Source organism: Rhodococcus sp. 27YEA15 (assembly GCF_049739425.1).
GTDB lineage: Bacteria > Actinomycetota > Actinomycetes > Mycobacteriales > Mycobacteriaceae > Rhodococcus_F.
Map to the genome: position 1 here is coordinate 2578257 of NZ_JBMHHW010000001.1, position 26242 is coordinate 2604498.

The window sequence follows — 26242 nt, forward strand, 5'->3', positions numbered from 1 at the left end:
CGAGATCGAGCGTAAGCTGAGCCGATGCTCGATGTTCGGCGCCTACGACTGCTGCGCGAGCTCGCACTCCGCGGCACCATCGTCGCGGTGGCACAAGCGCTCTCGTACAGTCCGTCGGCGGTCTCGCAACAACTCTCGATACTCGAACGCGAGGCAGGCGTCCCGCTGCTCGAGCGAACCGGTCGACGAGTCCGGTTGACGCCGGCCGGCGTGAATCTGGCCGACCATGCCGAAGCCATTCTCCAACGTCTCGAACAGGCATCGAGCGAACTCGTCGACGTACGCCACGGACTCGTCGGACCACTGCGGATCGGAACATTTCCCACGGCCGCGCGCTCCATACTGCCGACCGCACTGATCAATCTCGCTCGCGAACACCCGGGGCTGGAACCGATGGTCTCGGAAATCGATCCGGCCGACGTCGCCGACGCCCTCCGAGCCGGAGAGTTGGATCTGGCATTGATACACGACTACGACTTCGTCCCGAGAATCCCGGACGCCGGCCTGATTCGCCGCCCTCTGTGCAGCGAACCGGTGTATCTGGCGTCCGACGAGACCTCCGTCGTCTCGACGATCGACGAGTGCAGCGACTCTGCGTGGATCACGGCTGTCTCCGGTACCGCATGCCACTCGATGACCATCCGGGCGTGTCAATCCGCCGGTTTCACACCGCGCATTCGCCATCACATCGACGAATTCGCCACCGTTCTCGCGCTGGTGGCTGCGGGGCAGGGAGTGTCTCTGGTACCCGAACTCGGCGCGGTGGACCCGCCACCGGGAGTGCGGTTGGCCGCGACGCCGATTCGGCGGCGGACGATGATCGCGCACCGTGCCGGTGCCGAATCGCACCCGGCCGTTGCGACGGTCACGGGTGCGCTCCGTTCGGCAGTTCCGCAATACCTGACCGCCGAACGGTAGCGCGAACGCGAAATCTACATGTCCAGACCCAGATCGAGCACCGTGACCGAGTGCGTCAGAGCGCCGACGGCCAGGTAATCGACGCCGGTGCGGGCATAGTCCGCAGCCACCTCGACTGTCAGACCGCCCGAGGACTCGAGTTTCGTCCCGGGGGCCGAGCTGTCCCGACGCTGCACGGCAATCTGAGTTTGCCACAACGGAAAGTTATCCAGCAGAACCAATTCGACATTCTCGGCAAGAACCTCGTCGAGTTGTGTCAAGGTGTCCACCTCGACCTCGCATTCGATGTCCGGCGCGAGTTCACGCACGGCACGGAGCGCCGCCACCACCGAACCAGCGGCGGCAACATGATTGTCCTTGATCAATGCCGCGTCACCGAGTCCCATCCTGTGGTTCACTCCGCCACCGACGTGCACGGCGTACTTCTGCAGCGACCGCAAGCCCGGCAATGTCTTCCGGCTGTCGCGGATCCGCGCGTGCGTGCCGGCGACGGCATCGACCCACTGCGCGGTGGCCGTGGCGATCCCGGACAGATGGCAGACCAGGTTGAGCATCGTCCGCTCGGCCGTCAACAGACCGCGCGTGGGAGCAACCACGGTCAACACCGACTGTCCCGGCGCTACTCGCGTTCCGTCCGCGGCACGTTCGGTCACCTCGTAGTTGTCGGCGCCGATCACCTCGTCCAGGACCAGGAGTCCGACGTCGATTCCGGCCACTGTGCCCGTCGCGCGGGAGACCACCGAGGCTTTCGCTACCGCATCCGCGGGAACTGTTGCAGCAGAGGTGACATCCGGCCCGTAGCGCAGATCCTCGTCCAGAGCGGTGCGGATCAGATCTCGCACCTCGTCGACGTCCAACGGTGCAGGCAACGTCTTCGGCTCGGTCATCACTGAACTCCTGTCGACAAATTCTCGGGTAGACCCAGCACTCCGTCGGCGCCGAGTGTGATCTGTGTACTGCGGCGCTGGTTCGGGTCCGTGTTCGGGTAGTCGACGCGGGTGTGGCAACCGCGACTCTCGGCACGAGCGGACGCCACCTCGAGCAACGCGGTCGCCGTCAGAGTCAGAGCCGCGTCTTCGAGTTCCGAAACCCCCACGGCTACACAATCTTCGGCTTCGGCAAGCGCCTTCCGGGCCACGTCCAGTCCCGCGCCGTCCCGCACCACCGACGCATGTGAGGTCATGATCGACTGCACCACTTCGCGAGGAAGGGCCGGGAGTGGAGTACGCACCACATCGACGACTTCGGCGTGTACACCGCGCCGCTCGGCGGCCGCTGCCCCGGCACGCTCTCCCACCACCAAGCCTTCGAGGAGACTGTTGGACGCGAGCCGGTTCGCACCGTGCAAGCCGGTGCGGGCAACCTCGCCTGCAGCGTAAAGTCCGGGGACCCCGGTCCGGCCGTGCACATCCGTTGCAACTCCCCCGCACGAGTAATGCGCGGCAGGCGCTACCGGAATCAGTTGCGTGCGTGGGTCGATCCCGGCCTCGAGGCAGGATGCGGTGATGTTGGGGAAGCGGGTCTCGAACCCGTCGAGCGTGCGCGCGTCGAGATAGACGTGGTCGGCGCCCAATTCTCGCAAGCGAGCGGCGATGGCCCGAGAAACCACGTCCCGTGGTGCGAGATCGCCGAGCGGATGAACGCCGGCAGTGACGGAATTTCCCTTGGTGTCGACGAGAATTGCGCCCTCACCGCGAACCGCCTCACTGATCAGCGGACGCCTGCCCACTCCACCCGGCGTGTAAAGCACCGTCGGATGGAACTGCACGAACTCGAGGTCCGCAACAGCCGCGCCGGCCGTCAGGGCCAGCGCGATGCCGTCGGCGGTGGCACCGGCCGGATTGGTGCTGCACGCGTACAACTGTCCGAGGCCGCCGGTGGCCAGTAGAACCGCCGGGGTATGGATGACGCCGAGACCTTCCGCAGAGGCCACGACGAGTCCGCACACCCCGTGGGGCCCGGTGACCACCTGAACTGCAGCCGCACCGAACAGCACGGGAAGACCGGCTGCGTTGAGCGCCCGCTGCACCTCGGCGCCGGTCGCGTCCCCCCCGGCGTGAATGATTCGGCGAGTGCTGTGGCCACCCTCGCGCGTGCGAGACACTTCACCGTCCCGCCCGCGGTCGAACACTGCACCCAGTGCCGCAAGCGCCGCTACTGCGTCGCGACCTGATTCGACGATCGAGTACACGGCAGCTTCGTCACACAAGCCGACACCGGCCTCGCACGTGTCGACGACGTGAGACTCGACCGAATCGGTGTCGACGTCCCCGACCACGGCGATACCGCCCTGCGCGTACTGCGTGGACGTATCGGTGGGCCCGCCCTTACTGACCGTGAGTACGTCGAGGCCGCGCAAGGATGCGGTACGGGCGGCAGTGAGCCCCGCCACACCGCCGCCGACCACAACCAGATCGGCGCGGGCCTCCCAGGCGTAACGCCCGGCGGGGCTGGTCACTCGCCGCCGCCCGGGTTCCCGATTTCGATCATGCGCTGCACGGACTTCTGGGCACGCTCGGCCATCTCGAGGTCGACATGCACCTCGTCCTTGCCCTCGATGAGGCAACGCAGCAGAGCTGCGGGCGTGATCATCTTCATGTACGGGCACGACGCTCGATCGTTGACCGCCTGGAAGTCCACGTCCGGCGCCGCCTTGCGCAGCTGGTGCAGCATGCCGATCTCCGTGGCGACGAGCACCTGCTTGCTCTTGGTGACCCGTGCCGCATCGAGCATGCCGCCGGTGGAGAGAATTTTCACCTTGTCCTCCGGAACGGCTCCTTCACCGGCAAGGTACAGAGCTGAAGTGGCGCAACCACATTCAGGATGAACGAACAGCTCGGCATCGGGGTGGGCCTTGGACTTGGCGGTCAACTCGTCGCCGTTGATACCGGCATGGACGTGGCATTCGCCGGCCCAGATCTGCATGTTCTTGCGACCGGTGACGCGCTTGACGTGGGCACCGAGGAACTGGTCCGGCAGGAACAGCACCTCACGATCGGGATCGATCGACTCGACGACGTCCACCGCGTTGGACGACGTGCAGCAGATGTCGGTCAACCCCTTGACCTCGGCCGTGGTGTTCACGTACGAGACGACCAGCGCACTCGGGTTGTCGGCCTTCCACTCGCGAAGCTGCTCCGCATTGATGGAATCGGCCAGCGAGCATCCCGCCCGCTCGTCGGGGATGAGCACTGTCTTGGTAGGCGCCAGTATCTTCGCCGTCTCCGCCATGAAGTGCACGCCGCAGAAGACGATGGTGTCTTCCGGGGCTTCGGCTGCGATCCGCGACAGCGCCAACGAGTCACCGACATGGTCGGCGACGTCCTGAATAGCCGGCAGTTGGTAGTTGTGCGCCAAGATGGTGGCTCCGCGCTCACGCGCCAGGCGTTTAACCTCTGCGGCCCACTCCGGTGTTGCTTCGACGCCTGCGTAACCGCCAGGTCCGTCGTGAATCTGCGAGGTCGATCCCTCCCATAACGTCGTGGTCGTCATGGCGCTCTCCTTCACCGTGAACGGGCGCGAGCCCAGTTCAAATCCGGACGGGCTGGTCCGGATTTCCGTTATCGAGGTTTTCGACTTAGAATCGAAAACGTGCCCAATAGTAACACCACTCACGAAGTGCTCGCCGCGGTGTTCCAAGTTCGCACCTTCACCGCACCCATTGCCGCAGGTGACGACGGTCACTGCCCCCCGGCGCGCGAGGAACTGGCCGTCCTGCTCTGGCAACGCGCGCTCAACCCCCAGAAAGGCACGTGGTCTCTTCCCGGTGGAATGTTGCGCGAGGACGAAGATCTCACTACGTCGGCTCGCAGACTTCTCGCCGAGAAGGTCGATCTCCGCAAGGTGGCACACCTCGAGCAACTCTCGGTGTTCAGCGATCCGCAGCGTGTACCCGGCCCGCGGAGGATAGCCTCGACCTTCCTGGGTCTGGTCCCACTGAGTGCCGATCCACAACTTCCACCGGACACCGCCTGGCACCCGGTCTCGAACCTGCCACCGATGTCGTTCGACCATGGGACGGTGGTTCGTCACGCGCGTAATCGGCTGGCCGCGAAACTCTCGTACACCAACATCGCCTTCGGTCTGGCACCCGAAGAATTCGCCATGTCCACTTTGCGGGAAATTTACTGTGCGGCGCTCGGCCACCAGGTGGACGCAACCAACCTGCAACGCGTGCTGGGCCGACGTGGGGTACTCACTGCCACCGGGAATACCGCGCCGTCCGGCAGAGCGGGCGGCCGTCCGCCGGCTCTGTACAGATTCACCGATTCCACGTTGCGTGTCACCGACGAGTTTGCGGCACTACGTCCACCGAGCTGAATATCCGAAATGCCTGACATGCCGAGTAAGCCTCTCGGCACCACGGACGTTTCGACGATCTCGCGTGCACGAAACGGCACGTTGATCGGTATGGTAATCCCTATTACACCTGATGTGTCGTTCAGGACCATTGGCCGACGATGTTCGCAGATGTCGCCCCAATCGGTCATAAGACCCACCGGGGACATGAGATTGGTGGTGACTTGTTACTCAGCGCGGCGTACGTGGCATCGATTGTCAGCAGCCTCTACGTCGTCGCGGTAGCTTTTCAGCGCAGAATCCAACTGCGCGGTAACGCCCTGGCACTCGGTGTGATCGGTACCGGTCTCGCCTGGTGGGCCCTGGCGGACCTACTCGGTTGGGCGATCGGGGGTCCAGCCGGTTATCCGGGAACCAACTGCATCATCCTCCCGGTCGCGATGCCGGGAATCACCGTCGCGACCGCCGGTTTCTACCTTCTCGCCCGGGCCACGGTCGATCCGGACGGAGCTGTGAAACCAGTCGTGATCGGACTGCTCTCCATCGAGCCCGTCCTGATCATCGTCGCCGGAGCAACCAACTCGCTACACCACTCGGTGATCTCGTGTTCGGCAGAGAGCGCAACCGGTAGTGCGTCGATAGCCTTCGGTTCGATGTTCTGGCTGCACTCGCTCTACAGCTACGTGCTCGTCGGCCTGGGGGTCTTCGCAGTCTGCCGTAATCTGATCAGGACCATCGATCGGCGCAAACGCAAGATGGCACTGGTCATCGTCGCCGTCTCGATTCCGGTGGCCGGAAACGTCGTATCTCTGAGCATCGGCCCTCGCTGGCCGGACGTGACCGCATTGTTCTTCTCCGCATCGGCGATCCTGATCTGCGTAGGAATTCTCCGCGCACGAATCTTCGACGTGCTCCCGATCGCCCGAGCAGGAGTGTTCGACCTTCTCAACGAAGGTGTAGTCGTCTTCGACGAACGCGGCCGACTCGTCGACATCAATCCGACCGGCGAGGAACTGATCTTCGGCGCCCGGTTCGAGGATCTACCGTCGCGACCGAACACCGAGACCACCGAGACCGAACTGGCCACATTCACCCGCCTGATCGGTCCTCCGTCTCCGGACCCGACCATCGTCACCTGGCGGGATCGACTGCTCGAAGTCCGGTTCTCCGAGGTGAGCGACGCCCGGGAGCGGGTACTCGGTCGGGCTCTGATGATCTGGGACGTGACAGTTGCACACCGCCAGCGAGAAGCCCTCGACGCAACCAACCGGGCGCTGATCGAGAAGCTGGCCCAGATCGAAGAACTGCAACGTGACCTCGCCTACCAGGCGGCACGAGATCCCCTGACCGGACTCTACAACCGTCGATATCTTCACGACGTCGTGGAAAATCGCGTTCGCGGCTACCACGAGAACCACGAGAACATCAGCCTCGTGATCATGGACATCGACCACTTCAAGCTCATCAACGACACGTTCGGACACCACTACGGAGACCACGTGCTCGCCACGGTTGCCGACCGGATAGCCGACGTGCTCGGTCCACTCGACACCGCAGCCAGAATCGGCGGCGACGAGATCGTCCTGATCCTGCCCACCACGAGCGAGGACCGTGCGGCTGAGCTGCTACAGCTTCTGGGCAACCGATTGCGCACGACACCCGTCGAATTCGGAAGTGGACTCACCCCGGACACGGTGACGTTCAGTGCCGGAGTCGCCAGTACCGACACCACCGACATCGACAGTGGCGAAATCATCCCGCAACTGCTCCAAGCCGCCGACGCCGCCATGTACGAAGCAAAACAACGCGGCCGAAATCGCATCGTGACGGCAGCCGATCGTCGACGCCGCCCCAACACGAACCACGGATCCGCCCTACCGGGCGGATATCGCGGACCTGACGTCGCCGACCGACTCCGCACGGCGACCGTCGTCGTTCGTGACGTTCGAGCTGCGGGCTCGCGCCACACGATCACCCCGGACCCGGCCACCACCTCGAACGACGACACACGTCGCTGAGAGCGTGTGTGAGAACTCGCGATTGTGGGCGTGAACGAACCTCGCCGAGCACTGCCGACGCAGGCTCCTGGTCGGGTCGGTGATCACCAAGCCCCCACCCCCGCCGGAAAGCCCACAAATCGACTCGCAGACGGTGCCGGTTGCCGACACCGTGCCCCGAGCGAGCCGCGGCCGAGATGGCGGCAAGAGAACGAACGGCGTCAAGCGATACATTGCCGTGGATGTGAACGGACTCTCGCTCGCCGTTGTCGTCACCGCTGCCTAGATCCAGGACCTGCGTGGATCAACAAGCACCGCCGCTGCGTGCGAGACTACGCAACCAGACCCCGATCACCACGAGGCCATGGTTCACATCGTGACGATCGCGACCATGACTAGTGGGATCGGCGACCAGTGGGATCGGCCCGGACCTGACGGTTGTCAAAACACACTCCGACACCGATCACGCGGTCGCATCTACGTGCCGGGACCGGCGCCACACGGACTCGACGAGGCCGGTGCGATCGACCACTCGATCGATCATCCCGAATCTCGTACTCGCGCGATCGAGAATTCGGTCCGCCTGCCGTCGATCGGACGGATCCGCCACGATGGCGAGGAACCGGTGAGCCGGTTTTCCCGCCATGATGCGGATCAGATCTCGTATCGTCCGAGCGGTGACGGCCACGTTCCATCCGGCATCGAGATATTCCGTCGCCACCCGTTCTCCGTCGGCGCATTCGACGTCGACGACGAGGACGACACCCCGGGCACTGACCACTTCGCGAACATTCATCTCACGGCCTCCATACGAATCGATCGACGTATGTGTCCAGACAACGCCGCCGTCATGACCGGATCACGTGCTCGGGCTGTGAAGGTGCCGGCAGTGCTGCTCGCCGGTCACCAGCCGTTCGTGGCCTCCACCGATCCGTCGGCGATCGCCGCCACCAGTTGCGCATGGTCACGTTCGTTCTGGTCCGCGTACTTGCGCGCAAACCGAGCCAGGGCTCCGATCGGTTTGTCGGAGCGACCCAGATATTCGGAGATCGCTTGCGCGTCACCGCTGCGAGCGTGCGCACGGGCCAACACCTCACCACAGGCCGTGCCGAACTCGGCCAGGTGCGGCCCCACCGTCGGGCCGTCCGGAATCACCTTCATGTCTCGGAACTGGCGCACATAGAATTCCAGGTCACCGACGGTGGTCCACCCCACGAACATGTCCGTCGCACTCTGCAGCATCCGCTGCCCCTGGACTACTCGTTCGCCGTGCCTGGCGTACCGGCTCGGCGCGACGAACGGCGCGTACACCGACGGACCTGCCTGCTTGATCTGCAGGAAGAACGGATCACCCGTCCGACGTTCCTCCAACAGAGCCAGAAACACGCGCATCCCCACGCTGCCGACGCCGACAACTTGCCGAACGGCATCGGAGGTGACGTAACGCGACAGCAGACTCCAGATGTGATCGGGCAGTGAACTTCGATATCCACCGATCACCTCGGCGGCCAGGCCTTCTTGTTGGCTGCCGACGTGAATGCGGAACGGCGGATCTTCGCGAATGCGGTTCCGTCCGTCCACTGATTCGAGCAGTTTGCGCGAGGCACCCCGGCTGGTCCGACGCTCGGCGCGAGTTTCGATGACCTTCTCCGCGCGCTTGGCGGTCTCGGCCGTGAAGTGCTGCAGAAGTCGGTCGACGTCGACACGGTCGTACCAGATGTCGATCGCCGGAGTGTCGGCGTAATAGAACATCTTGTCGCGATACGCGGTCACCGCAGCGATGACTGCTGCCTGCGCACGCTCCTCCGACACTCCGTTGTCCCGCGCCAGAACCACGATGCTCGACGCGAGTCGCTTCACGTCCCACTCGAACGGACCCGGTATCGTCTCGTCGAAGTCACGCAGATCGAAGGACAGATTGCGCTCGGGAGTGGCCCACAGCCCGAAGTTGAGCACGTGGGCGTCACCGCACAGTTGGACACCGATACCGGTGTTGGGCGCGGAGCCGAGATCGGCGGCCATGACCGCAGCCGCACCGCGGAAGTACGTCCACGGCGATGCTGCCATTCGGCCGTGCCTGATGGGTAGAAGGTCCTGGGCGCGAATGGAGTTCTGCGCGAGGATCGTCGCGAGTGCGTCGTGCCCGCGGCTGCCTTCGTCCCAGGTTGCCAACTGCGAACGTTTGATCAACGTACGCGCCGACTTCCCACTGTGTCGGAATTCAGGGTCGACCACTGTCGCGTGGGAGGTACCGATGACGGACTCGAGTGACTTCACCGTTAAATTATGGCCGATTCGCCCGGTTCAGTGCTCGGTTTCCCCGAGCGGTCGACTGCTTGCCTGTTCCGCGCCGCGCCGCGCGGCACTCTCTCGTTCCGCAGATTCCGGGTCGGAGCCGCAATGACGCCCTGAGCCGAGGTCGTCGTCCGGGCTCAGCACCGCGAGAACCAGGATCACGATACTTGCGGCCAGCGGCTGGAAAATGAGAACCAGGAGCGTACCGATGCCGGGTGGGCGTGCCACCACGTCGTTCACCGCGGGGTTGTCGACCACCGGATAGAGCAGTGTCGCCATCGCGAGCCCCGTCAACGTCATGAGCCCCGAGCCGACCACGGAACCGATCAACAAACCGGCGAACCCCACCGGACCGCGGGCGCTACGGACAGTCCACGTCGCCACGGCCGACACGACCCCGATGATCAACGCCTGCCAGACGAAGATGGCCGAAGAGTCGAACTGATGCAGGCTCTGCCCGGTCAACGCGATACCGCGACCGTCGGACACCACCAGCAGATGCTCGGGCGGAGCCAGAAAGGCCCACAGCACACCCGCAAGTGCACTCACGCCCGCCGTGATCGATGCGATCGACAACGGGACGCGTAACCGGGGGCGGCGAAGAGAGATCACATCCGGTGACGCTACCTGCGCCCCGCGTCGATCGAGTCGAACACACCGTGACGTGAACATTTCGCCCACCACCCGTCGGGGCTGACCTGCACGATCATCCGTCGACCACACTCTTCACAGAATCTGGGCGGCTCCAGGCCCATCGAGGCAGCAGCCGGAATCGGGTCGTCGACTCCGGCCACGACCCGACTACCCGTGAAAGGGTTGTACCGCTCCTCGGTCACCCTGGCGCTCACAACGTGTCGTTGAGCGCTTTGATCGGCATCTGCAGATCCACCAGCAGATCCAGGTCCTTCTCGGCCGGGCGACCCAGTGTCGTCAGGTAGTTCCCGACGATGACGGCGTTGATTCCGCCGAGGATCCCCTGTTTGGCGCCGAGGTCACCGAGGGTGATCTCCCGTCCGCCGGCGAACCGCAGGATCGTGCGGGGAAGTGCCAGCCGGAACGCCGCAACAGCCTTGAGAGCCTCGCCGGCCGGTAGCACCTCGAGATCACCGAACGGGGTTCCGGGACGCGGATTCAGGAAGTTCAGCGGCACCTCGTCCGGCTCGAGTGCGGCCAGATTTGCCGCGAATTCGGCTCGCTGAGCCAGGCTCTCCCCCATGCCGAGAATGCCGCCGCAGCACACCTCCATGCCGGCGTCGCGGACCATCCGTAACGTGTTCCAGCGCTCTTCCCAGCTATGGGTGGTGACGACATTCGGGAAGTGCGATTTGGCGGTTTCGAGGTTGTGGTTGTAGCGGTGCACGCCCATCGCTGCCAGTTGGTCGACCTGCTCTTGCGTCAGCATGCCGAGGGAGCAGGCGATCTGGATGTCCACCTCGTTCCGGATCGCCTCGATCCCGGCAGCAACCTGGGCGAGCAACCGGTCGTCCGGGCCGCGGACGGCGGCAACGATGCAGAATTCGGTGGCACCGGATTTAGCGGTCTGCTTGGCTGCCTCGACGAGGCTGGGTATGTCGAGCCAGGCGGCACGGACCGGAGACTGGAACAGGCCGGACTGCGAGCAGAAGTGGCAGTCCTCGGGGCAACCACCGGTCTTGAGGCTGATGATGCCCTCCACCTCCACCTCGGGGCCGCACCACTTCATCCGAACGTCGTGCGCCAGAGCCAGCAGATCCTCGAGTCGGTCGTCACCGAGTTCGAGAACTTCGAGTACCTGACCTTCACTCAGACCGTCACCGCGCTCGAGCACCTGCTCACGGGCGAGATCGAGAATGTCGACGGTCACAGGGGTGGGGTCGGTCAACGACGAGGTCACACGCGTCTCCTTCGAATACCTGGTCGATGCCAAGGGCGTGGACCGACCGATCGGGCAAAATTGAACACCGTACAAGTTGAACGGTGTTCACGTTAGAGACGTGGTGGAATACTGTCAAAGGCAGGTGCGAACCACACCGGGCGTCCGCCCGAGCGAAACGAGGGAATGACAAGTGCAGTTGCGACGCGGCGACGTACTGGACGGCGCCATGGCGATACTCGACGAATTCGGACTGGCAGACCTCACGATGCGCAGGCTCGCCACCTCACTCGGGGTTCAACCCGGCGCACTCTACTGGCACTTCCCCAACAAGCAGACCTTGCTCGGCGCCGTCGTGGACCGCATCCTCGACGACGTGGACTCCCCCGTCGACACCGACAGCTGGGAAGAGTCGTATTCCGAACTGGCGCACCGACTTCGGTCGGCGTTGCTCGCACACCGAGACGGCGCAGAATTGGTCAGCGCCACCTTCGCCTCACGCATGACGAGCAGTCACGTTCGCGACCACTTCGTCCTCGCCGGTGAAAACTCCGGACTCTCGCGTGAGCACGCCCAACTTGCCGCGTACGCGTTGCTGTACTACGTCCTCGGCCATACCGTCGACGAACAGTCACGTGCGCAAATGGAGGAAATGGGAGCTCTGACTCGGGCGCCGCTTTCTCCGGACGCCCCCGAGTTCGTCGGGAGCGGTTCCGACGACGACCTACTCGACGGTGATCCGACGGTGCGCTTCCAATTCGGGCTCGACTTGTTCGTGGACGGCATCCGTGCTCGCCTGAGCCTTCACACGCCTGCCCCACGCCTCGACAAAGCTCTACCGATCACCTGACGGCACCCGAACTGCACGAGCGCTGTGCCCCGGCGGATGAACTGCGACGGCGGATGAACTGCGACGGCGGATGAACTGCGACGGCGGTTCGAGTCATCGGTCTCGGCGCGGAATCAAACTTCGATCGACCCGGGGGGGTACGTTGACGGAACCGACTGACATGAAAAAAACCTACAACACGAAATTGATTGCGTCCGCCCTGCTTTCCGTAGGGGCCGGTGTTGCGGCAGCCGTTTTGCTCACACGAAAATCCGAGCCTGACGAACCGGTGAAGTCCGATGTTTCCGACGATATCGTTGCCGCGGCCGTGGCCAGGGAAGCGATCGAGAACGCGCGAGTCTCGGAGTCCAGCACCCAGTCCCGCCGCAGGCTCGTAGCCGGTGTGATCGGAATACCGCTTATCGGTGTCATGACCGTCATCGTGTTCATGATCGCACTCTCGATTCCGACCAACACCACGGTGTACGAAGGTTCAAGCCGGCACGTGTGGCAAGGACGCAGTAGTGGCTGGCTCGGTCTCGCGGACAGCCTCACCGTCAATCTGTACATGTTGACAGTTATCGCCACGGTCAACATTGCCGTGAGTTTGACTCATCCCTCCGACTCTGCGGCCGACCAGATTTCGACGTCGTTCTGGGCCCAGCGGTTGTCCACGTTTGCGTTCATGACCGCGGTGGCAAGCGTGTTCGTCAGCATTTCGGGCTGGCTGTCCGTGGCAGCGGCAGTGCATACCGGCGCCGAGTGGTCACGTGAAAACGTCGGCACCGCGACCGCAGTGACCGTGATTTCCGTGGGCTGCGTATATCTCGCAGCGACTATCTCGGGGAAGACCACAACCGACGCCGACCGACGACTGGCCTTGGTCCAGATTCAGGACCAGCTCGAAGAAATTTCGATCCGCAGAGATCGGTTGAACCCTGGTAACAAGCCGGATATTCTGCATCACGAATATCAGCCGACTATTGGAAAATACATACCATCGGCCGTCACCATCGTGATTTCTTCGACGATTGTCTCAGCAGTTCCGGTAGCTCTGGTCTATTTTCTCACGAACCACCATCCGCCCCTGTCGAATACTCTGGCCGTGCTGATCCTGCTGGCCCTCTTCAATGCCGGAGCAACCAGTGCCGTCCTGTTCTTCACCCACGCGCGATGGACCGACACCACCACGAACCCGACCTGGTCGCAACGCATTCGCCCGTGGACGATGCGGATGATGTGGTTCGCGCTCGTCGTCTTCGTCGTAGTCGGACTAGCGATCACGGGTAGCAGTGGCAGCGACGCCGACGCCGACGCCGTCGTTCGACAACTCACCACATGCCTCGGCGTGTTACTCACCCCCGTGATACCGGTGCTCTATCTACAGGTCACCCGCTCGAGGGTGTCCGCGGGCACGATGGCGATGTCCGAGGCCCCCTCCTGGGCTTCGATCGAGGTGGCCTTGCGCACACGTCGTGCGGATCTCGAAGACCGTGTGACGAGAATCGAATCGCTGATCGCGCAGCGACATTCCTGAACATTCTCTCTACACGACGCCTGCCAGGCGTAGCAGCGCAGTGGTTCCGGCGGCAACGAGCACCACGACGACCAGCGGGGCCTTGAACCACGCGAGTAACCCACCTACCGCCACCCCGAGTACACGGGCGGTCCCGGACAGCTCGTGCCCGTCGAACATCGTGGACGTAACGGCCACTGCCAGCAGAAGCACGACGATACTGCGCTCGAGCGACTTCTCCACCGCCCTGGAGAGGGTCACTCGTGCACGCAACAAGACGCCACCGACCCGCAAGGCGTACGAGCCGCAACCGAAGGCGACAATCGCCACCCATACGGACGAGGTGTTCACGCGGTATCTCCGTGCAATCGCATGGCAACCGCCATGGCAGGCAGCGCGAACAGCGGTGCCATTCCGGCCGGGACGAACGGGGTCGCGCATACGGCGATCGGTACCCCGATCGCACTTGCCGACAACACCGTCCGTTCCCTCGCTCCCGGGATCGCGAGTGCCAGGATCACAGCTGGAAACGCTGCGTCCAGACCGAGGACCGCCGGATTCGCGACCACCGAGCCGAGGATGGCCCCGACGACTGCACCCAGCGGCCACAACAGCGCGATTGCGATCCCACAGAGCCAGAATGCCGCCCGTTTGGACACGGCGGAATTCTGCGCGCTTGCAAGCGCGAGAGTCTCGTCGTTGACCAGATGCGCACCGAAGAGTCGCTGCGTCCGGGTCTGCAGGAACGAACCGGCCGCCATCGCGTAGACGAAGTTGCGCGAGTTGACGAGCAGTCCCGCGAGTACACCCACCATGGGGTGCCCACCGGCGGCAACGATGCCGACGAACAGGAATTCGGACGAGGCTCCCAACACCAGGATCGCCGGCGCCAGTAGTTGCCAGATCGAGAACCCGCCCGCACCTGCAGTTACCCCGTACGAGACGCCGACGATCCCGACCGACAGTGCGATCAGTACCGATGCCCGAACAGTGCCCTGATCAAGTGTTCGCCATATAGAACGCATGTACCCTATGTTGAACGACATGTAAGTGTTCGTCAAATCAAACGAATGATCGGAGAATCGAACGATGTCGCCCAGCGTGACGAACCCCGCCGACCGCACCCCGCAAGAAATGGTCGCAGTCGCGCTCAAACGTGAGCGCCTCCGGTCGGGTTTGAGCCTCTCGGAAGTAGCCCGACGGGCAAATATCGCGAAATCAACTCTGTCCCAGCTCGAATCGGGCCTGGGCAATCCGAGTTTGGAGACACTCTGGGCGCTGGGTAACGCCCTGGATGTCCCGTTTTCGCGCCTGGTGGACTCGCCGATCACGCCGGTGCAGTTGATCCGAGCCGGCGATGGACCGGCGATCGCATCGACAACGGCCTCCTACGCGGCCACACTCCTGGCGCCGAGCCCTCCGACTGCGCGCCGCGACCTCTACCGGATCGTCGCCGAACCCGGAGAACCGCGGCTTTCCGCGCCGCACGCTCGTGGCACCACCGAGCACGTGGTCATTGCGACCGGACGCGCCTTGGTGGGGCCGACCAGCAGCCCGATCGAACTGGAGACCGGAGATTATCTCTCGTATCCCGGCGACGTCGAACACATCTTCCGCGCACTCGCACCCGGCACCACTGCAACTCTGATTTCCGAACACATCTGACTGCCTGCGATGATTTTCCAATGCCCGTGGGGTCTGTACCGGCGAGGTGATATCACCGTCCGAAACGACCGCAACAGGAGAACCGATGTCCGGACCACGCATCAACAGCATTCTGCTCTCGAGTACCGATCCCGATCGCCTACGCGACTGGTATGCCGACGCTTTCGCACCTACAGTGGATCGGACACCGGGGGCGCCCGGCTACGACGTCCTGATCTTCGACGGTTTTTACGTGATGCTCGACAAACGCCAGGATATCGGCGATTCGAACCCCCAACCCGGCCGGATGTTCTTGAACATCGAAACCGAGGACGCCCGAAGCATTGCCGATCGAGTCGATGCACTGGGATTCGGCTGGTTCGCCCCGCTGGAGAATCGTGACGGAAGTTGGTTCGCCACCGCGATCGATCCGGACGGCAACTACATCCAGATCGTCGAATTGAGCGAACAGGCTCGGACCGAGATGGATTCCGCGGCTCCGGCAAACGGAGAACGGTAATGCTCACGGAGAGCAGAGCCTTCAGCGGATTTTCGGTGGTCGACATCGACGCCGCACGACGATTCTATGCGCAGACGCTCGGACTGACCGTGACCGACGAAGCCATGGGGCTCATACGTATTCACCTGACAGGAGGCTCCGAAGTGCTCGTCTACCCTAAACCCGATCACGAACCGGCTACCTTTACCATTCTCAATTTCGTGGTGAAAGACATCGATGCCACGGTCGATCAACTTGCCGCTCGCGGCGTCGAGTTTCTGATATACGAGGGTTTTCCGCAGGACTCGAATGGAATCATGCGCGGCAACGGTCCTGATATCGCCTGGTTTACGGATCCGTCCGGCAATGTTCTGTCGGTCATCGAGGAATAGGTCACCGCAGGACCGATTTCCGGTTACCCGCTGAACAACTGGGACTGCCGTTGTTCGGCGGTAGCCGAATTCGCGCGTTCCGCTCGAGCGATCTCACGTTCGGCCGCCAATTGTTCTGCAGACTTGATCTCTTCGACCACCGTAGTTGCACTGTGGTCGGAAAAGAGCCCGCTGTTCGATTCGTTCATTTGCCACCCTTTTGTCTGTTCGCCGCAACCGACTGCAGAAAGAAACTGCTCACTATCTCGGACGACGCATTTCCACCGCTGTCATCGCAACAGCACCACTCGGTGCGGATGACCAACCAGCTCGTCCCCCAGTCTTGCACGAACGCGCCGACTACGAGCGACGCGGCCCCGGCGTGGCGTCGTCCAACCGCCCCGATCTGTCTTTTCATTCCGGTCGATCGGCACATTCTCGGGAAGGACCGATTACGCCCGGCGGTATTGCCGCCCGGTGAAACCCAGGGCAGAGTACGAAAATTGGCAGAAGGCGCCCGTACCGCAGGCAGCCGAGCCGGCTGGACCCGTCGTCAGCTGTCGGCTCCGATCACCAGTGACACGGTTCGATTGCGGTCCAGTTTCTTCGCCTGGTACAACGCTTCGTCCGCGCAATCGGTCAGCTCCGCCAATCCGGCGCAGCCGGTACTGCAACTCGCCACTCCGATGCTGACGGTGGGCCCGAACTCCGACCATATCGACCGTGAGTGCTGCGCCTGGGATATCCGAACGGTCTCGGCCAACTCGGTCGCCTCGTCAAGGCCCACACCTGCCATCAAGACGACGAATTCTTCCCCGCCCAAGCGCGCGAAGAGGTAATCGTCGTCAAGGTGCCGCCGCACCAGGTCGGCGAAACTCGCCAACGCCATGTCTCCGGCTCGATGGCCCAGGTTGTCGTTCACCCGCTTGAAATGGTCCAGATCCATCATCAGGACCGAGACCGGCTCACCGGCCAGATGTCGAGAAATCATCGCCTCACCCGCCCGACGGAGAAACTCGTCGCGGCGCAGCGCGCCGGTGAGATCGTCGTGAGTGACCGCTTCGGTCAACGCTGCCCATGCTCGGCGACGCTCGATGGTCACACAGGCCACCGCAATGGGTGCCACTGCCAGTAGGGACAGTCCGATCTGGACCGACGAACCGACCGGCGTCGCGCTGCCACCCGCGAATCCGAGATGCCCGGACCCCGCCAATGTCAATGTCCACGCCGTGGATACAGCCGTCAGCAGCGCGGTGACGAAGACATTCGTCACCAGCGCTGCCGTGACCAGAGCCGGCATTGCGAACGCGATGGCCCCTGGACCCCCGACCACCCATTCGAGTGCAATGGAGACCGCCAAGAGAGCCGTCGGTACCGACGATTGTCGTAGCATCGCGACCGCGTCGTCTGTTCCACGGAGCGAACCGAGCAAAGGAAAGGTCAGTACCAGTGGAACCATGGTCATGTAGTTGACGAATTCCGATGCGAACCATTCCAGCCATCCATCCGACCACCCGCCGTCGAAGAGGAACTGATTCGCGATCCCACCCACCAACGCCGCACTCGCCGACGCGACGAGTGTCGTGGACACCAGGTATCCGACGGATTGGATGCTCGCCAACCGACGATCCTCGTCTCGGACCCATCGAAATGCGTAGAAGCCTGTCGCAACTCCGACGATGTTCGCCGCATTGAGCCACAAACTGGTGGCGAGTTCACTTCCGGTGACGAGGTCCGCGGCGAGGTAACCGGCCGCCGCGCTCGACCAGGTAAGGAGGGTTGCCGACCGAGGAGAGCGCAGCAGTATCCCCAGCAACACGGCATTGGCGGGCCAGAAGACTGCGAGTGTGCCGGGAAGCCGGCTGACGATTCCGACGATGCAGCAGGCGAAAACGGTGAGCCCGATCATCAGTGAGCAGCGAGCCACCTGAACAGACCGTGATTTGTCGACCATGACCACCCACCTGAAACTCGGATTCCCCAACCCAAGGTTACTTCATGGCTAACATTCGATCGTCACTTATCGGTGAACCATTCGGTCCACCACCGCACCGAGGTGTTCCCGCCGGCGCAGACGTCCGTCTTCCACGTGCCAAGACGGCCCTAATAGTATCAAACCGGCAAATACTCCACCAGATCGTTCACTGCGATATCGGCGATTGCTTTGAATTCGCCCGCGCCGAGCAATCCGGCGCCCGCCGGAACAGCGCCACGCACCGGAACTCCACTCACCGATGCCAATTCGTCCCGGTTCGTGTAGTCGGCTAATTCGGGATGCCGCGGCCACGAGCCGATCACGAGCCCCGCACAACGCACTGCCGACATGCGCAACGCTTCCACCGTGAGGGCCGTGTGATTGAGTGTCCCCAAGCCCGAAGCCACCACCAGAACAACCGGCGCCGACAACGCCGTCGCAACGTCGCGAAGCGTGAAGCCCTCCGCCCCGAGCCGAACGAGAAGGCCGCCGGCTCCTTCGATCAACGTCAGATCGTGACCGACGTCCAAGTCCGTCGCGGCGGCAACGACATCTGCGAGAGTCGGTGACGGCAATCCGCTGCGGCGCGCTGCGACGTCCGGAGCAAGCGGATCCGGGTAGCGGGCCAACTCCACCAGTGTCGCTCCGCCCCCGGTGAGGCGATCCACCTCGGCCAGGTCTCCCGGCTCCCCCACACCCACTCCGGTCTGAGCGGGCTTGAGGACGGCGACCGACCGGCCGGACCCCAGTGCGACGGAGGCCAACGCAGCTGTCACCACGGTCTTTCCCACGTCGGTGGACGTTCCCGTCACAAGCACAATGCTCATACCCGCGCCTGACTCAGGACATCTCCGAGCACCTGCGAGATGATCTCCATCTCCGAGAGCGACAGCGTCGCACGGGCGGTAAGTCGCAATCGCGACGTGCCCTCCGGCACCGAGGGCGGGCGGAAACAGCCGACATGCAGTCCGCGATCACGGCACGCCACAGATGCGTCGTACGCGCGGCGAGGGTCGCCGAGAACCACGGACACCACCGCGGATTCGGGCGCCTCGACGCCCGCGATCTCCGAGAGGGCGGTTGCGCGCGCGCGTACGTCGGTTGCTCGCGTCGGCTCACGCGCGAGAACCGCCAGCGCCGCTCGCGCTGCACCCACGGCCGCAGGCGCCAGTCCGGTGTCGAAGATGAAAGTGCGTGCCGCGTCGACCAGATGAGCACGCACCTTGTCCAGACCGAGGACGACTCCGCCTTGACTGGCCAAGGATTTCGACAGAGTAGCTGTGATCACGACGTCCGGTTCGCCGGCCAGACCGAGTTCGTGGACCAACCCGCGTCCACCGTCGCCGCGTACACCGATGCCGTGCGCCTCGTCGACCAGCAGGATCGCCCCGTGTTCGCGACAGACCCGATGCATCGCCCGTAACGGCGCGAGATCTCCGTCGGCGCTGAAGACGGAGTCGGTGACGACCAGAGCGCGCTGTTGGGTCCGGTTGCGCAGAGTCTCGGCTATGAATTGCGCATCGGCGTGCGGTGCCACGACGACTCGGGCGCGGGACAGCCGGCAGGCATCGACCAGCGATGCGTGCGAACCGGCGTCGGAGACGATCAGCGATCCCGGACCCGTCAACGCCGTCACCGCACCCAGATTTGCGGTGTACCCGGACGAGAAGACCAGCCCGGCTTCGGCTCCCACGAAGTCCGCCAACTCGGATTCGAGGCGTTCGTGCTCGGTGGTGGTGCCGGTGACCAGACGTGATCCGGTCGAGCCCGCTCCCCAGCGCCGCAACGCCGTAACGGCGCCGTCGATCACATCGGGGTGGCGCACCAGGCCGAGATAGTCGTTGGACGCGAGGTCGATCAGCGCCGAATCCTCGGGGCGCGGACGTAATTCGCGGCGAAGCCCGGCCGCGCGTCGTTCCGCTTCCACGTCGGCGAGCCAATTGAGCGAGGTGTTCACATTTTCGACCATACTTGAACGGCGTTCAACTCTGCGGTTAGGGTGCAACCATGCCGACAACCAGCCAGGAATCGACAGCTGTCTCCGACATCGACGCGAACGTACTGTGGCATCCCTACGGTTCGTTTCCCGCCACGACGCGCCCCCTCGTGGTGGACAGCGCTCGGGGGGCCGTACTGACGTTGGCCGACGGCAGGCAACTCGTCGACGGGATGAGCTCCTGGTGGGCGGCAATCCACGGGTACCGACACCCGGTGCTCGATGCGGCCGCGGTGGGCCAGTTGGACAAGATGAGTCATGTCATGTTCGGCGGTCTGACGCACGAACCAGCAGCTCGATTGGCTGGATTGCTCGTCGACATCACACCGCCAGGGCTGGAGAAGGTCTTTCTGTCCGACTCCGGTTCCGTGGCCGTCGAGGTCGCGGTCAAGATGTGTTTGCAGTATTGGCGAAGTGTGGGAAAGCCGTCGAAGAATCGGCTGATGACGTGGCGCGGCGGATATCACGGCGACACGTTCACCCCGATGAGCGTGTGTGATCCCGACGGCGGAATGCACTCGATCTGGACCGACGTGCTGCGTGCCCAGATCTTCGCCGACGCTCCGCCTGTGCACTACCGTCGCGAGTACGTTCGGCATTTGGAGGCGGTGCTCGCGCAGCACCACGCCGAGATCGCCGCCGTGATCGTCGAGCCTGTGGTGCAGGGCGCCGGCGGCATGAGATTCCACGATCCCACCTATCTGACCGATCTTCGAGATCTCTGCGACAAGTATCAGGTTCTGCTGGTCTTCGACGAGATCGCCACCGGTTTCGGAAGAACCGGTGAGCTGTTTGCCGCCGATCACGTCGGCGTCAGCCCGGACGTGATGTGCATCGGTAAGGCGTTGACCGGCGGCTACCTGTCGTTGGCCGCCACCCTGTGTACGACGGACATGGCCGAAGCCATCACCGCCGGTGAAGGGGGCGGCCTGATGCACGGCCCCACCTTCATGGGTAATCCCCTCGCCTGCGCCGTAGCGCTGGCTTCCACCGAGCTGCTGCTGAGCAGGCCGTGGCGCGAGGAGGTGGCGGCGCTGCAGGACGGCCTTACCCGAGGTCTGAGCGCTGCACACGCGATACCTGGCGTGGTGGACGTCCGCGTCACCGGCGGAATCGGAGTTGTCGAACTCGATCGGCCGGTGGACATGCGCAGTGCCACCGACGCCGCGGTCGAGGCGGGCGTCTGGCTTCGACCCTTTCGCAACCTCGTCTACGCCATGCCGCCGTACATCTGCTCTGCCGAGGAGGTGCAACAGATCACAGCAGGCATGCTCGCAACAGCCCGTAGCCAGGCCAAAGGCGGGTAGCGGGCGGAATGCGTCGACAAGATGGGTGACGACGCACCCGATAGGGTGCGATACATGGATCATCCGCCGAGCGATCAGGTTGCCTCCCCTATTCCCGTCTGGCCAGGCAGCGCCTACCCACTCGGCGCCACCTACGACGGAGCCGGAACGAACTTCTCGCTGTTCTCCGAGGTCGCCGAGGCCGTCGAGCTCTGCCTGATCGCCAAGGACGGAACCGAGACCAGGATCCGGTTGGACGAGGTGGACGGCTACGTCTGGCATGCCTACCTGCCGTCCGTCTCCCCCGGCCAACGATACGGATACCGGGTCCACGGGCCGTACAACCCGGCCGCGGGGCTACGGTGCGATCCGAGCAAGCTCCTCCTCGATCCGTACGGCAAGGCGTTTGCCGGTGCTTTCGACGGCGACCGCTCCCTGTTCTCCTACGACCTCGACGCCGCCGGACCGGACGAATCGGCCGAGGTAGCCGACATCTCGGTTGTGGAAGACTCCGAGCCGGCATCGACGGCCGAGCCGACCGACGGCAGCCCGACATCGACGGCCGAGCCGATCGAGAACAGTACTGCCGAGAACACCGTCGATCCGAACGTCGAACTTATCGATCCGATCGTCGACGAACCTGCCACTGCCCCTTTCCCCCAGCACGATTCGCTCGGACACACGATGACCACCGTGGTGATCAATCCGTTCTTCGACTGGGCGTCCGATCGCTCCCCGAAACGCCCGTATCACGAGACGGTCATCTACGAGGCCCACGTCAAGGGCATGACCGCCACCCATCCTGGTGTGCCGGAAGAGCTGCGCGGAACCTATGCCGGGCTCGCACACCCGGTGATCATCGAGCATCTGACAAATCTGGGTGTCACCGCCATCGAACTGATGCCGGTCCACCAATTCATGCACGATCAGGTCCTCCTCGACCAGGGGCTGCGAAATTACTGGGGCTACAACACGTTCGGATTCCTCGCCCCACATACCGACTATTCGTCGTCCGACAAACCCGATGCCGCGGTGGCGGAGTTCAAAGCCATGGTGCGCAGCTTCCATCAGGCGGGTATCGAGGTCATTCTCGACGTGGTCTACAACCACACCGCCGAGGGCAACCAGATGGGCCCTACCATCAGCTTCCGCGGTATCGACAATGCCGCCTACTACCGTCTCGTCGACGGCGACGAGGCGCATTACATGGATTACACGGGCACTGGTAACAGCCTCAACGCTCGCCACCCGCACACTCTGCAGTTGATCATGGATTCATTGCGGTACTGGGTCACCGAAATGCACGTGGACGGGTTCCGTTTCGATCTCGCGTCGACACTCGCCCGCGAGCTGCACGACGTCGACCGCCTGTCCGCGTTCTTCGACCTGGTACAGCAGGATCCGGTGGTCAGCCAGGTGAAGTTGATCGCCGAACCGTGGGATGTCGGCGAGGGCGGGTACCAGGTAGGTAACTTCCCCGGCCTGTGGACCGAGTGGAACGGAAAGTACCGCGACACGGTTCGTGACTACTGGCGTGGCGAACCGGCCACTCTGGGCGAGTTCGCGTCTCGCCTGACCGGATCGTCGGACCTGTACGAGGCCACCGGGCGCCGCCCGGGTGCCAGCATCAACTTCGTGATCGCCCACGACGGTTTCACCTTGCACGACCTGGTCTCGTACAACGACAAGCACAACGAGGCCAACGGCGAGAACAACAACGACGGCGAATCACACAATCGTTCGTGGAACTGCGGGGTCGAAGGCCCCACCGACGACCCGCAGATCCTGGAACTGCGCGCCCGGCAGAGCCGTAACATCCTGGCCACGTTGATGCTGAGCCAAGGCACTCCGATGCTCGCGCACGGAGACGAGATGGGGCGCACCCAGCAGGGCAACAACAACGTCTACTGCCAGGATTCGGAACTGGCGTGGATGGACTGGTCGCTGGCGGACACGAATGCGGACCTCGTGGAATTCACCAGGCGCGCCATCGCATTACGCGCCAAGAACCCGGTGTTCCGGCGTCGCCGCTTCTTCGCCGGACGCCCGATCCGCAGCGGCGATCAGAGCCGGGACATCGCCTGGCTGACCCCGGCAGGTGAAGAGATGACCCCCGCCGACTGGGACAGCGGCTTCGGGAAGTCGCTGGCCGTGTTCCTCAACGGAGACGTCATTCCCGAACCCAACCATCGCGGCGAGCGTGTCACGGGGGATTCGTTCCTCCTCTGTTTCAACGCCCACTACGAGGATCTCGAATTCTCCACGCCCAACGCCGATTACGCGACGGAGTGGTCGGTCGTACTGGACACGTCGGTGCCTACCGGCGAGAGCGACGTGGTGATCAAAGCGGGAACCGTTCTGGATGTGAAAGCTCGTGCCCTGACGGTCCTTCGACGTACAGCTTGAGGAGATTCGTGATGGCCCCCGTCACCGGAACCTACCGACTGCAACTGCGTGCGGACGCCTTCACGCTGCGTGACGCCACCGCCGTGGTGGACTACCTCGACAGGTTGGGGGTTTCGCACCTCTACCTCTCGCCGATCTTGACGGCCACGTCGGGATCCACCCACGGCTACGACGTCACCGATCCGACGACGGTGTCCGAGGCGCTCGGTGGCCGGACTGCGCTGGTCGAATTGTCGCGAGCGGTGCGCGCCCGTGGGATGGGGCTGATCGTCGATCTGGTACCCAATCACGTCGGGGTGTCGAAACCGCGAGAAAACGCCTGGTGGTGGGACGTGCTCCGGCGGGGACGCGAGTCGGTGTACGCCGGTTTCTTCGACATCGACTGGGCTGCGGACAACGGTGCCGACGGAAAACTTGCACTTCCGGTGCTGGGCAGTGACACCGATCTCGATTCCTTGACGGTGCTGGTCGACGGAGCCGAGAGCCAGCTCGCCTACTTCGAGCACCGGTTTCCGGTGGCGCCGGGTACCGGTTCGGGTTCGGCGCGGGCGGTACACGAGCGACAACACTATCGACTTGTCCCGTGGGACGCCGGAATCGTCACCTATCGACGATTTTTCTCCGTCAACGAACTCGCCGCGCTGCGCCAGGAAGACCCCGACGTGTTCGCGGAATCGCACCGTGAACTGAAGTCGTGGGTGGACGAGGGGCTGATCGACGGCGTTCGAATCGATCATCCGGACGGACTGGCTGCCCCGGCCGACTACCTGCGGCGACTGCGCGAGCTTCTCGGCCCCGATCAGTGGATCGTGATCGAGAAGATTCTCGGCCACACCGAACCGCTCGATCCGCTGCTTCCGGTGGACGGAACCACCGGATACGACGCGCTGAATCAGATCGGCGGCGTGTTCGTCGACCCGCGAGCGGAGCCGGAGTTGACCGCTCTGTCGATCGAATTGACCGGTGATGCCGGGGACACCGAATGGCTGCGCGCAACGGAGCGCCAGTTCAAAGTCGACACCGGCCGCGCAGATCTGGCGCCCGAGGTCCGGCGACTGGTACGCGCGATTCGGCGCGAGAGCGGGAGCACGTGCACAGATTCCGACCTCGAGGACGTCGTGACGGACTCGATTGCGCGGATACCGGTGTACCGCACGGATTACAGTCCTCTCGCGGGTCTGACGTCGCGGATCCTGGGAACAACGTCCGGCCCTCCTACCTCGACGAACACCCTTGCGGACGCCTTGACACGCGGCGGGGAGTCCGCGGTGCGTTTTCAGCAGGTATGTGGTGCCGTGATGGCCAAATCCGTCGAGGATCGACTCTTCTACCGCACCGCACGTCTGATCTCGCGTCAGGAAGTCGGCGGGAACCCGGCTGCTACGGCGGTCTCGGTCGCCGAGTTCCACCTCGCGAACGCCGACCGTGCGGCACGGTGGCCGAAGGCGATGACCACGCTGTCCACCCATGACACGAAGCGTGGTGAGGACGTGCGGGCCAGGATCGGGGTGCTCTCGCAACTGCCGCAGATATGGTCGACGGCGGTCCGTGCATGGGAGAGAATCTGCCCGAGCCCCGACGCGTTTACGGGATTGTTCTTGTGGCAGAACATCATCGGAATCTGGCCGGCAGACGGGCGCACCGCAGCAGCGGTGCCGGATCTACGTGAACGTCTACATGCGTACGCCGAGAAGGCAATTCGGGAAGCAGCCTTGCTCACCTCCTGGAACGCTCCGAATTCGGATTTCGAAGCAGCCGTGCATTCGTGGTTGGACACTGTGATCGACGGGCCGGTCAGCGATCATGTCGATCGACTCGTCGGCGTCATCGCCCCTCACGGTTGGTCGGATTCCTTGGGCCAGAAGATTCTCCAACTCTGCGGCCCGGGTATTCCCGATGTCTATCAGGGAACGGAACTATGGGAAGACTCCCTGGTCGATCCCGACAATCGACGTGTGATCGACTACGCCGCCCGGACGGAACGACTCGACGCGAGTGCGCGTCGGGTCGATGCAGACGGCGTCGCGAAAATGGAACTGGTCCGCACCGCACTCCGCCTTCGACGTGACCGCCCCGACTCGTTTGTCGGTGGCGCATATCTACCGGTGCTCGGGTCCGGCCCGGCCGCCGAGCACATCGCCGGCTTCGCCCGTGGACCGCAGACACAGTCCCCTGATGTCGTCGCTCTGGCGACCCGGTTCTCACTCGTTCTCGCCGAAACGGGGTGGGGCGACACCACGGCTTTGTTGCCGCCGGGCAAGTGGACCGATGTCGTGAGCGGACGCCCGGTCACGACATCGCGCGCATCGGATCTCTTCGCCCGACTGCCGTACGCGCTCCTCGTCCGTGACCGTTGACG

The 26242-nt window shown here is 63.7% G+C and carries 26 protein-coding genes; 12 read left to right on the top strand and 14 right to left on the bottom strand.

The window, feature by feature from the left end:
* Positions 1-24 precede the first annotated feature (24 nt).
* On the top strand, positions 25-918 hold the full coding sequence (locus tag ABH922_RS11910; RefSeq protein WP_424807116.1) for a LysR substrate-binding domain-containing protein: 894 nt from the start codon (positions 25-27) through the stop codon (positions 916-918).
* Between the two features lie 14 nt (positions 919-932).
* Here ABH922_RS11910 and nadC read toward each other — a convergent pair whose 3' ends face one another.
* From nadC to nadA, 3 genes are read right to left on the bottom strand one after another with little or no spacing between them, the layout of a single operon-like run.
* Positions 933-1805 carry a carboxylating nicotinate-nucleotide diphosphorylase gene (nadC, locus tag ABH922_RS11915; protein ID WP_424807117.1) on the bottom strand — a complete coding sequence of 291 codons (873 nt, stop codon included), beginning with the start codon at positions 1803-1805 and terminating at the stop codon, positions 933-935.
* Positions 1805-3376 (bottom strand): L-aspartate oxidase, encoded by a 1572-nt coding sequence (locus ABH922_RS11920; protein ID WP_424807118.1) that lies wholly within the window; start codon positions 3374-3376, stop codon positions 1805-1807. The genes nadC and ABH922_RS11920 overlap by 1 nt, the downstream gene beginning before the upstream one ends.
* On the bottom strand, positions 3373-4410 hold the full coding sequence (gene nadA, locus ABH922_RS11925; protein WP_424807119.1) for a quinolinate synthase NadA: 1038 nt from the start codon (positions 4408-4410) through the stop codon (positions 3373-3375). Before nadA ends, ABH922_RS11920 begins: the two co-directional genes overlap by 4 nt.
* A gap of 99 nt (positions 4411-4509) precedes the next feature.
* Between nadA and ABH922_RS11930 the strand changes: the two genes are divergently transcribed.
* The 3 genes from ABH922_RS11930 (at position 4510) to ABH922_RS11940 (ending at position 7500) form a co-directional block, all read left to right on the top strand.
* A complete protein-coding gene (locus ABH922_RS11930; RefSeq protein WP_424807120.1) occupies positions 4510-5238 on the top strand; it encodes an NUDIX hydrolase in 729 nt (242 codons plus the stop codon).
* A 224-nt stretch (positions 5239-5462) separates the two neighbouring features.
* Positions 5463-7235, top strand: coding sequence for a diguanylate cyclase (locus tag ABH922_RS11935; RefSeq protein WP_424807121.1), 1773 nt, complete (start codon positions 5463-5465; stop codon positions 7233-7235).
* A gap of 79 nt (positions 7236-7314) precedes the next feature.
* The gene (locus ABH922_RS11940; RefSeq protein ID WP_424807122.1) at positions 7315-7500 is read left to right on the top strand and encodes a transposase; all 186 of its coding nucleotides are present in this window, start codon (positions 7315-7317) and stop codon (positions 7498-7500) included.
* 177 nt (positions 7501-7677) lie between these two features.
* On the opposite strand, the gene ABH922_RS11945 is transcribed toward ABH922_RS11940, so the two are convergent.
* The 5 genes from ABH922_RS11945 to bioB all read right to left on the bottom strand — a co-directional run bounded on the left by ABH922_RS11945 (position 7678) and on the right by bioB (position 11370).
* Complete coding sequence (locus ABH922_RS11945; RefSeq protein WP_424807123.1) at positions 7678-8010, bottom strand: short-chain dehydrogenase; 333 nt, start codon at positions 8008-8010, stop codon at positions 7678-7680.
* Positions 8011-8117: 107 nt separating this feature from the next.
* Positions 8118-9491, bottom strand: coding sequence for a DUF2252 domain-containing protein (locus tag ABH922_RS11950; RefSeq protein ID WP_424807124.1), 1374 nt, complete (start codon positions 9489-9491; stop codon positions 8118-8120).
* Between the two features lie 27 nt (positions 9492-9518).
* Positions 9519-10121: a DUF2567 domain-containing protein gene (locus ABH922_RS11955; RefSeq protein WP_424807125.1), complete on the bottom strand. Its 603-nt coding sequence runs from the start codon at positions 10119-10121 to the stop codon at positions 9519-9521.
* 11 nt (positions 10122-10132) lie between these two features.
* On the bottom strand, positions 10133-10357 hold the full coding sequence (locus ABH922_RS11960; RefSeq protein WP_424807126.1) for a hypothetical protein: 225 nt from the start codon (positions 10355-10357) through the stop codon (positions 10133-10135).
* On the bottom strand, positions 10354-11370 hold the full coding sequence (gene bioB / locus ABH922_RS11965) for a biotin synthase BioB (RefSeq protein ID WP_424809647.1): 1017 nt from the start codon (positions 11368-11370) through the stop codon (positions 10354-10356). The genes ABH922_RS11960 and bioB overlap by 4 nt, the downstream gene beginning before the upstream one ends.
* 184 nt (positions 11371-11554) lie before the next feature.
* Here bioB and ABH922_RS11970 point away from each other — a divergent pair, with 184 nt between their 5' ends.
* Positions 11555-12211, top strand: coding sequence for a TetR/AcrR family transcriptional regulator C-terminal domain-containing protein (locus ABH922_RS11970; protein ID WP_424807127.1), 657 nt, complete (start codon positions 11555-11557; stop codon positions 12209-12211).
* A gap of 160 nt (positions 12212-12371) precedes the next feature.
* Positions 12372-13727, top strand: coding sequence for a hypothetical protein (locus ABH922_RS11975; RefSeq protein ID WP_424807128.1), 1356 nt, complete (start codon positions 12372-12374; stop codon positions 13725-13727).
* Between the two features lie 9 nt (positions 13728-13736).
* On the opposite strand, the gene ABH922_RS11980 is transcribed toward ABH922_RS11975, so the two are convergent.
* Both ABH922_RS11980 and ABH922_RS11985 read right to left on the bottom strand, forming a co-directional pair.
* Positions 13737-14057: an AzlD domain-containing protein gene (locus tag ABH922_RS11980; RefSeq protein WP_424807129.1), complete on the bottom strand. Its 321-nt coding sequence runs from the start codon at positions 14055-14057 to the stop codon at positions 13737-13739.
* A complete protein-coding gene (locus tag ABH922_RS11985) occupies positions 14054-14731 on the bottom strand; it encodes an AzlC family ABC transporter permease (RefSeq protein WP_424807130.1) in 678 nt (225 codons plus the stop codon). The genes ABH922_RS11980 and ABH922_RS11985 overlap by 4 nt, the downstream gene beginning before the upstream one ends.
* A gap of 64 nt (positions 14732-14795) precedes the next feature.
* Between ABH922_RS11985 and ABH922_RS11990 the strand changes: the two genes are divergently transcribed.
* The 3 genes from ABH922_RS11990 to ABH922_RS12000 all read left to right on the top strand — a co-directional run bounded on the left by ABH922_RS11990 (position 14796) and on the right by ABH922_RS12000 (position 16241).
* Positions 14796-15371, top strand: a complete 576-nt coding sequence (locus ABH922_RS11990) for a helix-turn-helix domain-containing protein (RefSeq protein WP_424807131.1) — start codon at positions 14796-14798, stop codon at positions 15369-15371.
* 85 nt (positions 15372-15456) lie between these two features.
* On the top strand, positions 15457-15870 hold the full coding sequence (locus ABH922_RS11995; RefSeq protein WP_424807132.1) for a VOC family protein: 414 nt from the start codon (positions 15457-15459) through the stop codon (positions 15868-15870).
* Positions 15870-16241, top strand: a complete 372-nt coding sequence (locus ABH922_RS12000) for a VOC family protein (RefSeq protein ID WP_424807133.1) — start codon at positions 15870-15872, stop codon at positions 16239-16241. Before ABH922_RS11995 ends, ABH922_RS12000 begins: the two co-directional genes overlap by 1 nt.
* 23 nt (positions 16242-16264) lie before the next feature.
* Here ABH922_RS12000 and ABH922_RS12005 read toward each other — a convergent pair whose 3' ends face one another.
* From ABH922_RS12005 to ABH922_RS12020, 4 genes are all read right to left on the bottom strand, one after another.
* Positions 16265-16429 carry a hypothetical protein gene (locus ABH922_RS12005; RefSeq protein WP_424807134.1) on the bottom strand — a complete coding sequence of 55 codons (165 nt, stop codon included), beginning with the start codon at positions 16427-16429 and terminating at the stop codon, positions 16265-16267.
* Between the two features lie 344 nt (positions 16430-16773).
* Positions 16774-18174 (bottom strand): diguanylate cyclase, encoded by a 1401-nt coding sequence (locus ABH922_RS12010; RefSeq protein ID WP_424807135.1) that lies wholly within the window; start codon positions 18172-18174, stop codon positions 16774-16776.
* A gap of 158 nt (positions 18175-18332) precedes the next feature.
* A complete protein-coding gene (gene bioD, locus ABH922_RS12015) occupies positions 18333-19022 on the bottom strand; it encodes a dethiobiotin synthase (RefSeq protein ID WP_424807136.1) in 690 nt (229 codons plus the stop codon).
* Positions 19019-20164: an 8-amino-7-oxononanoate synthase gene (locus ABH922_RS12020; protein ID WP_424807137.1), complete on the bottom strand. Its 1146-nt coding sequence runs from the start codon at positions 20162-20164 to the stop codon at positions 19019-19021. Before ABH922_RS12020 ends, bioD begins: the two co-directional genes overlap by 4 nt.
* A 38-nt stretch (positions 20165-20202) precedes the next feature.
* Here ABH922_RS12020 and ABH922_RS12025 point away from each other — a divergent pair, with 38 nt between their 5' ends.
* From ABH922_RS12025 to treY, 3 genes are read left to right on the top strand one after another with little or no spacing between them, the layout of a single operon-like run.
* Entirely contained in the window at positions 20203-21498 is a 1296-nt protein-coding gene (locus ABH922_RS12025; protein ID WP_424807138.1) for an adenosylmethionine--8-amino-7-oxononanoate transaminase, read from the top strand.
* Positions 21499-21552: 54 nt separating this feature from the next.
* Entirely contained in the window at positions 21553-23883 is a 2331-nt protein-coding gene (gene glgX, locus ABH922_RS12030; RefSeq protein WP_424807139.1) for a glycogen debranching protein GlgX, read from the top strand.
* Between the two features lie 11 nt (positions 23884-23894).
* Positions 23895-26240 (top strand): malto-oligosyltrehalose synthase, encoded by a 2346-nt coding sequence (treY, locus tag ABH922_RS12035; protein WP_424807140.1) that lies wholly within the window; start codon positions 23895-23897, stop codon positions 26238-26240.
* Positions 26241-26242: the final 2 nt, after the last annotated feature.

Bases quoted from the DNA above. Each gene is read 5' to 3' on its own strand.
- ABH922_RS11910 (WP_424807116.1), top strand. From the start codon at position 25: ATGCTCGATGTTCGGCGCCTACGACTGCTGCGCGAGCTCGCACTCCGC.
- nadC (WP_424807117.1), bottom strand. From the start codon at position 1,805: ATGACCGAGCCGAAGACGTTGCCTGCACCGTTGGACGTCGACGAGGTG.
- nadA (WP_424807119.1), bottom strand. From the start codon at position 4,410: ATGACGACCACGACGTTATGGGAGGGATCGACCTCGCAGATTCACGAC.
- ABH922_RS11945 (WP_424807123.1), bottom strand. From the start codon at position 8,010: ATGAATGTTCGCGAAGTGGTCAGTGCCCGGGGTGTCGTCCTCGTCGTC.
- ABH922_RS11975 (WP_424807128.1), top strand. From the start codon at position 12,372: ATGAAAAAAACCTACAACACGAAATTGATTGCGTCCGCCCTGCTTTCC.
- ABH922_RS11985 (WP_424807130.1), bottom strand. From the start codon at position 14,731: ATGCGTTCTATATGGCGAACACTTGATCAGGGCACTGTTCGGGCATCG.
- ABH922_RS11990 (WP_424807131.1), top strand. From the start codon at position 14,796: ATGTCGCCCAGCGTGACGAACCCCGCCGACCGCACCCCGCAAGAAATG.
- ABH922_RS11995 (WP_424807132.1), top strand. From the start codon at position 15,457: ATGTCCGGACCACGCATCAACAGCATTCTGCTCTCGAGTACCGATCCC.
- ABH922_RS12000 (WP_424807133.1), top strand. From the start codon at position 15,870: ATGCTCACGGAGAGCAGAGCCTTCAGCGGATTTTCGGTGGTCGACATC.
- ABH922_RS12005 (WP_424807134.1), bottom strand. From the start codon at position 16,429: ATGAACGAATCGAACAGCGGGCTCTTTTCCGACCACAGTGCAACTACG.
- ABH922_RS12010 (WP_424807135.1), bottom strand. From the start codon at position 18,174: ATGGTCGACAAATCACGGTCTGTTCAGGTGGCTCGCTGCTCACTGATG.
- bioD (WP_424807136.1), bottom strand. From the start codon at position 19,022: ATGAGCATTGTGCTTGTGACGGGAACGTCCACCGACGTGGGAAAGACC.
- ABH922_RS12020 (WP_424807137.1), bottom strand. From the start codon at position 20,164: ATGGTCGAAAATGTGAACACCTCGCTCAATTGGCTCGCCGACGTGGAA.
- ABH922_RS12025 (WP_424807138.1), top strand. From the start codon at position 20,203: ATGCCGACAACCAGCCAGGAATCGACAGCTGTCTCCGACATCGACGCG.
- glgX (WP_424807139.1), top strand. From the start codon at position 21,553: ATGGATCATCCGCCGAGCGATCAGGTTGCCTCCCCTATTCCCGTCTGG.
- treY (WP_424807140.1), top strand. From the start codon at position 23,895: ATGGCCCCCGTCACCGGAACCTACCGACTGCAACTGCGTGCGGACGCC.